This window comes from Aggregatibacter valvarum (assembly GCF_980468985.1).
In genome coordinates this window covers 1,492,545-1,505,000 of the sequence record NZ_OZ413141.1, presented here as the reverse complement: position 1 = coordinate 1,505,000, position 12,456 = coordinate 1,492,545, and the positions used below count along the sequence as shown (strand labels likewise).

Below are 12,456 nucleotides of genomic sequence, written 5' to 3'. Positions count from 1 at the left end.
CGGGCTTGCACTTAATTTGCCCGTGTCAAATGCAACGAATTTAATCTCTTTTGCTGAAATAGCAAGAGAAAAAATAGGCAATAACGTGATTTTAACCAGATATTTAACGAAAGAAGTTTTTAAAAGCCAAATAGCGATTTTGTTCATTTTGCTGTTGATTTTTTTCTGCCAACAGTTGGTGCGCGTGTTGGGTTCTGCAGCGAATGGACAAGTGCCTGCCGATTTGGTGTTTTCCTTGCTCGGGTTAGGGATGCCAACCATGGCGCAATTAATGTTGCCGCTTTGTTTATTCATTGCGATTTTGTTGACCCTTGGGCGGCTCTATGCCGAAAGTGAAATTACCGTCATGCGCGCTTGCGGTATCGGCCAAGGCATTTTGATTAAAGTCGTCTTGATCCTGTCTTTGTTTACTGCTGCGGTGGCGGCTTACAATGCCTTATGGTTGACGCCGTGGGCGATTCATAAGCAAACGGAAATTGTGGAAGAAGCGAAAGCCAATCCGAATATGGGGGCATTGTCTGCCGGTCAATTTATGACGGCAAATAGCAGCGATTTCGTGTTGTTTATTGATAACATTCAAGATAACCAAATCAATAACGTTTATGTCTTCCAAACCCAGCCGAAAGGGCAGAGCAAGCCTTCCGTGATTGTGGCGGAAAAAGGCGAATTAAAAGCCTTGCCGAATGGAGATCAGATCTTAAATTTGCAAAATAGTGATCGTTTTGAAGGCACGGCAATTTTGCCTGATTTTCGCATTACGCATTTTGACGAATATCAAGCTTATTTAGGCCATAAAACCGTGGCAGAGGATGCCGATGAAGCCGGTGAAATGGACATTATGCAATTGTGGAATGCCAATACGCCGGCGATGAAAACCGAGTTTCATTGGCGTCTAACCTTGATTCTCGCGGTGCCGATTATGGCATTGCTGGCAGTGCCGTTAAGCCGTGTGAATCCACGTCAAGGCCGCTTTGCCAAAGTATTGCCGGCGTTGTTGTTATATTTGATTTACTTCCTATTACAAAGCTCATTGAAGTCTGCCGGCAGCGCAGGCAAATTAGATGCCTCGTTGTTCATGCCGTTAGTGAATATTGCCTTTTTCGCTTTTGCGATTTTCTTGAATAGTTGGCATAGTGCGTTTATGTATCGCATTCGTTATTCCTTCGGTAAGACGGCAAAACAAGGATAAACATGATGAATACATTAGAACGCTATATCGGTAAAAGCATTTTAGGCACGATTTTTGCCACGTTATTCATGTTGGTCGGTTTGTCTGCGATCATTAAATTTGTGGAGCAATTTCGTAGCGTCGGCAAAGGCACTTACGATATTTGGCAAGCGATTGCCTACACCGTATTAACCATGCCAAAAGATGTGGAAACGTTCTTCCCCATGGCAGCCTTATTGGGCGCATTAATCGCCTTAGGCAACCTTGCTAGCCGGAGTGAATTGGTCGTCATGCAGTCTTCCGGTTTTTCCCGTATGCGAATCGGTCTTGCCGTGATGAAAACCACCATTCCGTTAGTTTTATTGACCATGATGATTGGGGAATGGGGCATTCCGCAAACCGAACAATTTGCCCGTGATATGCGTTCCAAAGCCATTTCCGGCGGGTCGATGTTATCGGTAAAAAACGGCATTTGGGCGAAAGATGGCAACAATTTCGTGTATGTTCGCAGCATTTCCGATGACATAGAATTGCATGATATTTATATTTACACCTTTAATGAACAACGCCGCTTGGAAAAACTCAAGCACGCGAATCAGGCTACATTTAATGACGGTAAGTGGATGTTACAACAAGTCAATGAATCCACCATCCAGCCTGATAGGGTCAACACGGTCAACCGCTTAAATGAAGAATGGCAAACCAATTTAACCCCAGACAAACTGGGCGTGGCATCTTTAAGACCAACATCGTTGTCCATTTCGGGATTATCTAATTACATCACCTTCTTAAAAGAAACGGGGCAGGATTCAAAAAACTTCGAGCTTACCTATTGGCGCAAGTTGTTCCAACCGATTTCTGTGGGCGTGATGATGATGTTAGCGCTGTCCTTTATTTTTGGTCCGTTGCGTAGCGTCACCGCCGGTGCACGGATTCTCATCGGGATTTGTTTTGGCTTCTTGTTTTATGTAGTGAATGAACTGTTCGGCAAATTCAGCTTGGTTTACAACACCACTCCGTTAATCGGTGCGCTGATGCCGAGTATGTTATTCTTAGCGATTACATGGTGGCTACTGGCACGTAAACGGAGCTAATGGCTACCGATAGAATATAAAGCAAAAAACAATGTAAAATTTGTGTAAATCTTCCCCTCTGAGTTCCAAATAGTGTAGAATCTGTACAAGTCTGTATGGATTCTGATCTTTAATGAGAAAAGTTTCAATGAATAAGTGTGCTAAATTAACTTTGGAGTTCATGTTATGAGCGTAATAGAAAGCTTTCTTTCACGTTTATCGCAAAAAATAAAAGCATTTTACCTCGATCAACAAGGGGTATATGGTGTCATGACGGCACTGTTGTTATTGCCGTTGATCATGCTTGTGGCATTTACCGTAGAAACCACCGGTATTTTGCTTGATAAAACCCGTTTATCACAAGCCACCGACCAAGCCGCCTTATTGTTGACAGCGGAGAATGACGAATTTCGTGCCAAAAAGGATCACAGTGATCTCATGCGCCAAAATTTAACAGCGCAAGAAAAAGCACTCCCGGCAGACAAACAATTTAGTACAAGAGTGGCAAAACGTAATCAAGAATTAGTACAAGATACGGTGAAGTTGTATTTGCGTTCTTATGGTGAAGGCGCAAACGCACCAATTACCATTACAAAAGATTTTACCGCCTTTTGTGAACCGATAAGTAAATCCGGCAAGGCTGAAGAGGGTGTAACTTGCACCGTGCAAGGGGATGTCCGTCGCAAAAATAGTTTTGGCATCATTGATGAATGGGTAAAAAGCCCGGATGGTCGCCTGCCGGTAAATTCAGGCGCGTCTTATGCCGTAAAAACAAGTGGTGGTGTGCCGATTGAAGTGATGTTGGTTGCTGACTTTTCGGGATCAATGGAGGAAGATTTAAATAATGGATCAAATAAACCCTCGAAGGAAGAAGTATTAAAACAAGTAATTAATGAAGTGAGTGCAGCGGTATTAAGTGGACAGAATAGTCGCATGGGGTTTACACTTTTTAATGACGCATCTCGTCAGTGGAATGACAAGCGTTGTCAAATGCCTTTTTTGCCAAAAACTGGTGAGGCAGATAAAAAAATTTCTTATGAAGTTAGTTTGATAAACTACTATAAGTTATCTGATAAAGCGGCTTTTCTAAAAAAGATGGCTCAAAAGTATGGTCGTTCAGATGGATACTTTCATGATTGTGTAGATGGTGAGGTAGAGAGAGACTTTACAGCAGCAGATGGCACTTCAGTAAAAAAGAAAGTACCAGTATATAAATGTAAAGCCGAGGATAAGAAAGAAGAAGCGATAAAAATCTTAATTCAAGAATGGAATTCAGACGCTGCACGGGCGATGTTGAAAGAGTATATCGATATACAAAAAACGGTTAATCAAATTGACCTATTTGATGGAAAACCAAGAAAATACGATCTTATCCTTGATAAGGCTACTGCAGATACCGCTCTTTATATGTGCCCAAATAAAAAAGATAAAACTGAAGGGGTATCTACTCAAGCTTGGTTTGAAGGAGAAAGTGGACAAAAGGCATTAATGAATGAATTAAATGCAATGAAGCCACATAATCAAACAAATGCTTCCTCTGGTATGCTGATGGCAACCAATACTATGGTAGCTGAAGATCCTGCTTATCGAGCTAAATTAAATAAGATTGGGAAAAATTCAAAGAAAATAATGGTTGTTGTATCTGATGGGATAGACAACTTTCCATATGCGGGCTCCTTTGTAGAATTCCAAGATAATGGAATGTGTCAAAAAATTAAGGATAAATTAAACTCTTTACAAAATCCAAAATATCATAAAGAAGATGCAAGAATCGGGTTTATTGCAATTTCTTATGATCCTAAAAAAGGATCTGCAAATTCTACTACAAATGATAATATGGATAACTATAATGCATGGAAGAAATGTGTTGATGATTACTACTATGTTGTAAGAAACAAACAACAATTACTTGATGCATTTGGTGAAATTTTAGGTATTCAAGAAGAATTGGGAACATCTTCTTCACAAAAAATAAAACGCAAATAATGCGATAATACCTTCCAAATACAATGCCGATCAGTGAACACCGATCGGCATTTTTTTGTAGCGTGCATCTTGATGCACGACAGATTCTATGCCGCACACGATGTTGCCCACAGATTTATCGAATACCCTGCCATTCGCGGATTGACTAAACGTAACTCCAAACGTCATTCTTCACATCAACGATTCTTGATTTCTTCCAAACACAATGCCGATCAGTGAACACCGATCGGCATTTTTTGTAGCGTGCATCTTGATGCACGACAGATTCCATATCGCACACAATGTCGCCCACAGATTTATCGAATTCCCTGCCGTTCGCGGATTGACCCAATGTAACTTCGAACGTCATTCTTCACATCAACGATTCCTGATTTCGTGCAACAAGTTGCACGCTACAAGGGAGATAACATCAAGTGCGGTGGATTTTTCTGACGTTTTAAACGTTGTTGAAATCCACCGCACTTTTTGAAGGTTTAATATAGTAAGACATGGTAGCGTACATCTTGATGTGCGACGGATTCCCCACCGCACAACAATGTCGCCCACAGATTTATCGAATACCGTGCCGTTCGTGGATTGACCCAATGTAACTCCAAACGTCATTCTTCACATCAACGATTCCTCATTTCGTGCAACAAGTTACACGCCACGAGGGAGATAAAATAAAGTGCGGTGGATTTTTCTGACGTTTTAAAGGTTGTTGAAATTCACCGCACTTTTTGGAGGTTTAATATAGTAAGACGTGGTAGCGTGCATCTTGATGCACGACGGATTCCACGCGCACACAATGTCGCCCACAGATTTATCGAATACCCTGCTGTTCGCGGATTGACCCAATGTAACTCCGAACGTCATTCTTCACATCAACGATTCCTCATTTCGTGCAACAAGTTACACGCCACGAGGGAGATAAAATCAAGTGCGGTGGATTTTTCTGACGTTTAAAACGTTGTTGAAATCCACCGCACTTTTGGGAGGTTTAATATGTTAAGTGTCGTTAATATTCCGAACTACGTGCTAAAACCTCACGTTTTCCATTTTGAGCGGCGGAAACGATGCCTTGTTCTTCCAGCTGATCCATAATATTGGCGGCACGGTTGAAACCTACACGGAAACGGCGCTGAATAGCGGAAATTGAGGTCGTGCCGGTGCTGACAACAAAATCTACCACTTCGTCAAAGAGCTCATCAATTTCATCGGAACGATCGAGATTACGCTCACTGTCGCTTTCATTTTCATCGTTACCATCTAAAATACCATCAATGTAATTGGGTTTACCGCGCGCTTTCCAATCGTCCACAACACGCACGACCTCATCATCACTCATGAAGGCACCGTGAATTCGGATTAATTCGGTAGAACCTTGCGGAGAATAGAGCATATCGCCTTTGCCTAACAAGGATTCAGCCCCAACCGCATCTAAAATCGTGCGAGAGTCGATTTTCGTTGCCACGGTAAATGCAATACGGCTTGGCACGTTCGCTTTGATTAAGCCGGTAATCACATCAACCGATGGACGTTGAGTGGCTAGAATCAGGTGAATACCAATGGCGCGTGCCTTTTGGGCTAACCGGGCGATGAGTTCTTCCACCTGTTTGCCGGCAACCATCATTAAATCAGCAAATTCATCCACAATCACGACGATATAACTGAGTTTTTCTAACGGCGGTGCGAGTGAATCCATGGAATCCCCCGGACGCCATAACGGATTCGGGATCGGCATATTTAAGGCATTATATTCATCGATTTTTTCATTGAATCCTTCGATATTGCGCACGCGCAAAGCCGACAATAATTGATAGCGGCGTTCCATTTCATCTACGCACCAGCGTAAAGCATTCGCGGCTTTTTTCATGTCCGTGACTACCGGGGTCAATAGGTGTGGAATGTCGTTGTAAATAGAAAGCTCCACCACTTTGGGGTCGATCATGATGAATTTCACTTCTTCCGGTTTTACACGGTACAGCAAGCTTAAAATCATGGTGTTAACCCCGACAGACTTCCCGGAACCGGTTGTCCCTGCCACGAGTAAATGTGGCATTTTGGCTAAATCCACAACGACCGGTTTGCCGCTAATGTCTTTCCCTAACGCCATCGAAAGCAAGGCTTTGGAATGGCGGAATTCATCGCTGTCTAAGACATCTCGCAATGGCACCATTTGGCGGTGATCGTTTGGCGTTTCAATGCCGATATAAGGTTTACCGGGGATCACTTCTGCCACACGAATGGCGCGAAACATTAATGCGCGCGCCAAATCCGTATCCAAACCGGTGACTTTAGAGGCTTTCACACCGGGATCTAACTCCAGTTCATAGCGCGTCACCACGGGGCCGATTAAGACATCCTTCACTTTAGCTTTGACGTTAAAATTACGTAATTGCTGCTCAATGCGTTGTGAGGTTTCCACAATTTCTTCTTGGGTTATATTTTGTGCTTGTGAATGATGATGTTCTAATAAATCCAAGCTAGGCAATGGGGTAGTGGGTTTTTCTAAACGACTACTGTGTTGTTGGAAGGCAGGATGCACCAATGAATTGCCATAAGGTTTATAGGCCGCGCTTTCCGGCGTCGTGGTCGGTAATTCAGGTTCTTGCACCATTTGCGGAGAGACCTCTTGCGTACTCATTTCTTGTGAGCGTTGTTGTTCTTGTGCAATAAGTTGGCGAGTTAATGGATTTTCAGGTGCCTGTTCTCCATGTGAAGGTGACTCTTCTCTAGGATAAACTAACGAAACTGACGGAATCACATTATCTTCGCTAAAATTAGGCGTGTAAAAATCTGATGCAAAATCGACCGCACTTTGTGTCTCTGGTTGACGATTTGTCTCGGTCATTGAATGCGTAGAAACCGGTGTTGCCTGAGGGAGCACGTTGTTTTGTTGTTGCGCGATACTCACATGAGGCAACGGTTCTGTTGGCTCAAAATCTGTGACAGTAAAGGTTTTTGCTTCTGTTTGTGGCGGCGCTGTTGTTAGTGGCGTCGTGTTGTTATCCGCAGATTGGGCAACCGTTTGTAATCCATGAATAGTAATCGGTGCCGTTGTTAAGGAAGACGACGGTTGAGACGTTGTTTGATTTTCTTTGGCGAGCGGCGCCTGCGGGATTTCTGAAGAAGATGCTGCAGCCGGCATTTCCGCGGTAACCTCGGTTTGTGGCATCACGTGTTCGTGCATAGTCGGAGGCGTTTCCGGTGAATTTTGCATGGTAAGCCACTGATAAAAACGCACGATCAGGCGAATAAAAGAGGCGCCTGAACAGAAGATAAACCCTATCACGGCAAATACTACCGCAAGGCAAAGCAAGCCGAATTTACCCAAACTCGGATATAAGTTTAACGTTAAGCTTCCGCCCAACACGCCACCGGCAAGGTAACTGGCGGTATTGCTGAGCGATAACGTGCAAATCACTGTTAAGCCACATAAGAGTAAAATAAAACCGAAAGAGCGCAATGCGACTTTCGTTCCGGTTAGGTGATTGAGGCGTTGGGTGCGAAGTAAATACAGCGGAATAAAACATAAGCTAAACGGAATAAGATTGCCGATATAGCCGAAAAAAACGAAAAATAAATCCACAAACCATGCACCCAGTGCGCCGGCTTTGTTGATGGTTTCTGATGAAAAACTGGAGGTTGCCCATGAGTTGTCTAATGGGGTATAGCCCGACCAAGCAATAATTAAATAAAGCCCGAAAAGTGCGGTCAATCCGAGCAGTAAATTGCCTAAGTAGGTTTTCAAAGAAAAATGCGCTAATGTGTGTTTTTTTATCATAAGTGAGGGTTTTATTTTTGTTTTAATTGTAAAAAATTCGTCTGTTTGACTTCTTCCATGACTACATAAGTACGGGTATCGTTCACGCCCGGCAAGCGCAGCAACGTTGTTCCCAGCAATTTGCGGTAAGCCGCCATATCTGCCACGCGCGTTTTTAACAAATAATCAAAATCTCCGGAAACTAAGTGGCATTCTTGAATTTCTTCCAGTTGTTGAACGGCTAAATTAAACTCTTCAAACACATCCGGCTTGCCGCGAACTAAGGTAATTTCAACGATCACCAGTAAAGGCGAATCCAATAATTCCGGATTCAGCAGCGCACGGTAACCCATAATGACACCTTGTTTTTCTAAACGTTTTACACGCTCTAAGCAAGGTGTTGGTGATAATCCAACCTTTTTGGACAAATCAATATTAGAGATTTTTCCATTGCGCTGTAATTCATTTAGGATTTTGATATCGATGGCATCGAATGCTTTTGTGAGTTTTTTTTCCATGGCTGACTGATTGCGATTAACGAGAAGGAGGATGATTTTAGCGTAGCCGGCAGGAAATTTCAGTAAGAAAATCGCGTCATTTAAAAAACATGGGGTTGTTGCGTATAAACGGTAAATTTTTCCACTGCACTTATGCTTTACAAACCTCAAAATCTGCCTACAATACCCGTTTTTACGATTTGCCTTGTGCAAATTCCTGACTTGAAATCAGATAAGAAGAGACGTTTATGACAACCCCATTTAAACCTGAATTACTTTCTCCTGCCGGCTCCTTAAAAAATATGCGTTATGCCTTTGCTTATGGCGCAGACGCCGTGTATGCCGGTCAACCGCGTTACAGTTTACGCGTACGCAATAATGAATTTAATCACGCTAATTTAAAAATCGGCATCGATGAAGCCCATGCGCTCGGCAAAAAGTTCTATGTTGTGGTGAACATTGCGCCGCACAATTCCAAGCTCAAAACCTTTATTAAAGACTTACAACCGGTAATCGACATGGGGCCGGATGCGCTGATCATGTCCGATCCCGGCTTGATTATGCTGGTACGTGAACACTTCCCTGAGATTGATATTCACCTTTCCGTGCAAGCCAATGCGGTGAACTGGGCGACCGTGAAATTCTGGAAGCAAATGGGGTTAACCCGCGTCATTTTATCTCGCGAACTGTCTCTTGATGAAATCGCCGAAATCCGCCAACAAGTGCCGGATATTGAACTGGAAATTTTCGTACACGGCGCACTTTGCATGGCGTATTCCGGCCGCTGCCTCCTTTCCGGCTATATCAACAAACGCGATCCAAACCAAGGCACCTGCACGAACGCCTGCCGCTGGGAATACAAAATGGAAGAAGGCAAAGTGGATGACGTGGGGAATATCGTGCCGAAATTCGACCTGAGCCAACAGATTGAGGTGAAAAATGTCGCCCCAACCTTGGGCGAAGGCGCCGTCACTGATAAAGTGTTCCTTTACACCGAAGCGCAAAATCCTGATGAGCAAATGACTGCCTTTGAAGATGAACACGGCACTTACTTCATGAACTCGAAAGATTTACGCGCCGTGCAACATGTGGAAAAACTCACCGCACTTGGGGTACATTCCTTAAAAATCGAAGGTCGTACCAAATCCTTCTATTACTGCGCCCGTACCGCTCAGGTATATCGCAAAGCCATTGATGATGCGGCTGCCGGCAAACCCTTTGATGAAAGCTTGATGGATACCTTAGAATCCCTTGCCCACCGTGGTTATACCGAAGGTTTCCTACGTCGCCACACCCACGATGAATACCAAAATTACGACTACGGCTATTCCATTTCTGACCGTCAACAATTTGTCGGCGAATTCACCGGTAAACGTAATGAGCAGGGCATGGCGGAAGTGGCAGTGAAGAATAAATTCTTGCTTGGCGACGAAGTGGAAATGATGACACCACAAGGCAATATTATTTTTAAAATCGACAAAATGCTCAACCGTAAAAATGCCGAGGTCGATGCCGCCTTGGGCGATGGGCACTTTGTCTTTTTAGATGTGCCGCAAGACATTCATTTGGACTATGCGTTGCTCATGCGAAATTTGGTTGATACCAACACGCGCAACCCGCACGAAAAGAAAAGTTAATATTTTGTTAATTATTTGTTGATTTTGTTAATTGTATGTTGTAGTATAAATAAGTCCTAACAAAATGACTCCAAACTTATTAAGCCCTTACTTCCCCCCTTTGAAAGGGCTTTTTTCTTTCCCTTGTTTAAAATTAAGTAAAAAAATGGCCGCACTTTCGCGGCCTTTTAATCAGTTATTCACATTTCTTCTTAATTTTCAATATGCGTTGCGCCTGATCTACAACATCAATAAACAACTGCTGTGCTTCACAAAATAAACGAAAATCTTCGATGTCACTTTCCGCAGCAAGCCACACCGTCAATACATCATTTGTAGCTAATGTGTTGACGGCATTTTTCGTCATTAATAACGGCAGAGGACAACGATACTCACGCGTATCAAGTTGATATTCCATAGTTTAAATCAACGATGGCTTAAGCTTGTACGCGACGACGAGCACTCATGATGTCGCCGATTTCGCGTAATTCCGATTCCGACAAATGTTGTTTACCCAGCTCAAATAACGGTTCTTCCAACGCGATATGTTTGTCGTAACCTGACACAAAATGATTGATCAATGCCACATCGATATTCTCGCGCTCATCCTTTAACAAGGCTTGCAGCTGTTCAGATAATTTCGTCCAGTTGTCATGTAGCGTGATGTGCTGTCTTTCTAATTCATCAATGTCATTTTGCGCTTCCGGCACATGTTTCACCAAGAGCGGGAAAAAATCTTTTTCCTCGTCGTCATGGTGCAACGGGGCTGACTGATTGAAATAATTGAGAATTTGCTGAACGTCATTTTTCACCGCCTGATTACAACCGTTTTTGGCCAAATAATCAGGCAAAATCGTTAATTGCCGACAAAAGCGTTTCACTTTGCCATGGCAGGCATACAACATTTCAATGGGTTCATTCCAACTGGCGAATTTTTGAGGTTCAAGGATTTGCATAGGGTCTCCTGTGAGAGATAAAAGTGCGGTGGAAAAAATACGTCAATTTTTCACCGCACTTTTTACGGATGATTTTTAGCGGATTATTTTTCTGTTTCTGCAAGTTGTAACGGCGGAACAGGCTTGCCGATTCTCGCATAAAATTCCACCACGAAATCGTCGAAGCGATCTTCTTCAATGGCTTGGCGGATTTCCGCCATTAAACGTTGGTAATAACGCAAGTTGTGTATGGTGTTTAAGCGCGCGCCGAGGATTTCGCCGCATTTATCCAAATGATACAAATAGGCTTTGGTGTAATGCTTACAGGTGTAGCAATCACAGTGTGGATCTAACGGGCTGGTATCGTCTTTGTATTTGGCGTTGCGGATTTTCACAATGCCGTCGGTGACGAATAAATGACCGTTGCGTGCATTACGGGTTGGCATGACACAGTCGAACATATCGATGCCGCGACGTACGCCTTCCACTAAGTCTTCAGGTTTGCCCACGCCCATTAAATAGCGTGGTTTGTCAGCAGGGATTTGCGGGCAAATGTATTCCAAAATGCGGTGCATATCTTCTTTCGGTTCGCCCACGGCCAAACCGCCCACGGCGTAGCCGTCGAAGCCGATGTTCACCAAACCTTCCAAAGACACTTTGCGTAATTCTTCAAAGGTGCCGCCTTGGATAATACCGAATAGGGCGTTTTTGTTGCCTAATTCATCAAAACGGTTGCGGCTGCGTTGTGCCCAACGTAAAGACATTTCCATGGATTTTTTGGCGTAGTCGAAAGTTGCAGGGTAGGGTGTGCATTCATCGAAAATCATCACAATGTCAGAGCCCAAATCATATTGGATTTCCATGGACTTTTCCGGTGATAAGAAAATGCGTTCGCCATTGATTGGGTTTTGGAATTTCACGCCTTCTTCAGTAATTTTGCGTAATTTGCCCAAACTGAACACTTGGAAGCCACCGGAATCGGTAAGGATCGGACGATGCCATTGCATAAAATCGTGCAAATCACCGTGTTTACGCATCACTTCTTGCCCCGGGCGAAGCCATAAATGGAAGGTATTACCGAGGAGAATTTCTGCGCCGGTGGCGCGTACTTCTTCCGGTGTCATGCCTTTTACCGTGCCATAAGTGCCCACCGGCATAAACGCCGGGGTTTCAACGGTAAAGGTGCCTTGTGGGCGTTCAAATACCAAGCGACCACGACGGGCGTTGCCACTGGTTTTATCTAATTCATATTTCATTTTATTTCCTCAACGAATAAACAGTTCGAAGGTTTTTAGTCAATAAAAAAGCCTGTTTAAATATACAGGCTTCATGATATACTTTCCACAATGCTCTTTGAGCAGAGGCGGATCTGTGAAAAATCAGTCCGCCAGTCGCACCTGACGGGCTGTTTAAGCAGATCCTTAATGTTTTACAAC

General features: G+C 43.6%; 9 protein-coding genes. 4 read left to right on the top strand and 5 right to left on the bottom strand.

Features of this window, described 5'->3' with window-relative positions:
* The first annotated feature begins 85 nt into the window (after positions 1 to 85).
* The 3 genes from lptF to AC30SF_RS07020 all read left to right on the top strand — a co-directional run bounded on the left by lptF (position 86) and on the right by AC30SF_RS07020 (position 4,227).
* Complete coding sequence (gene lptF / locus AC30SF_RS07030) at positions 86 to 1,189, top strand: LPS export ABC transporter permease LptF (RefSeq protein WP_290521458.1); 1,104 nt, start codon at positions 86 to 88, stop codon at positions 1,187 to 1,189.
* Positions 1,190 to 1,194: 5 nt separating this feature from the next.
* On the top strand, positions 1,195 to 2,262 hold the full coding sequence (gene lptG / locus AC30SF_RS07025) for an LPS export ABC transporter permease LptG (RefSeq protein ID WP_489608315.1): 1,068 nt from the start codon (positions 1,195 to 1,197) through the stop codon (positions 2,260 to 2,262).
* Positions 2,263 to 2,427: 165 nt separating this feature from the next.
* Complete coding sequence (locus AC30SF_RS07020; RefSeq protein ID WP_489608004.1) at positions 2,428 to 4,227, top strand: pilus assembly protein TadG-related protein; 1,800 nt, start codon at positions 2,428 to 2,430, stop codon at positions 4,225 to 4,227.
* A gap of 997 nt (positions 4,228 to 5,224) precedes the next feature.
* Here AC30SF_RS07020 and AC30SF_RS07015 read toward each other — a convergent pair.
* Together AC30SF_RS07015 and lrp are read right to left on the bottom strand one after the other, a co-directional pair.
* A complete protein-coding gene (locus tag AC30SF_RS07015) occupies positions 5,225 to 7,993 on the bottom strand; it encodes a DNA translocase FtsK (protein ID WP_489608003.1) in 2,769 nt (922 codons plus the stop codon).
* A gap of 11 nt (positions 7,994 to 8,004) precedes the next feature.
* Entirely contained in the window at positions 8,005 to 8,490 is a 486-nt protein-coding gene (gene lrp, locus AC30SF_RS07010) for a leucine-responsive transcriptional regulator Lrp (RefSeq protein ID WP_033002642.1), read from the bottom strand.
* A gap of 227 nt (positions 8,491 to 8,717) precedes the next feature.
* Between lrp and trhP the strand changes: the two genes are divergently transcribed.
* Positions 8,718 to 10,106 (top strand): prephenate-dependent tRNA uridine(34) hydroxylase TrhP, encoded by a 1,389-nt coding sequence (trhP, locus tag AC30SF_RS07005; RefSeq protein WP_489608002.1) that lies wholly within the window; start codon positions 8,718 to 8,720, stop codon positions 10,104 to 10,106.
* Between the two features lie 175 nt (positions 10,107 to 10,281).
* Here the strand turns inward: trhP and AC30SF_RS07000 are convergent, their stop codons facing one another.
* From AC30SF_RS07000 to tgt, 3 genes are all read right to left on the bottom strand, one after another.
* Complete coding sequence (locus AC30SF_RS07000; RefSeq protein WP_489608001.1) at positions 10,282 to 10,503, bottom strand: sulfurtransferase TusA family protein; 222 nt, start codon at positions 10,501 to 10,503, stop codon at positions 10,282 to 10,284.
* Positions 10,504 to 10,522: 19 nt separating this feature from the next.
* A complete protein-coding gene (locus AC30SF_RS06995) occupies positions 10,523 to 11,041 on the bottom strand; it encodes a hemerythrin domain-containing protein (RefSeq protein ID WP_489608000.1) in 519 nt (172 codons plus the stop codon).
* Positions 11,042 to 11,124: 83 nt separating this feature from the next.
* Positions 11,125 to 12,276, bottom strand: coding sequence for a tRNA guanosine(34) transglycosylase Tgt (tgt, locus tag AC30SF_RS06990; RefSeq protein ID WP_083014874.1), 1,152 nt, complete (start codon positions 12,274 to 12,276; stop codon positions 11,125 to 11,127).
* Between the last annotated feature and the right edge of the window lie 180 nt (positions 12,277 to 12,456).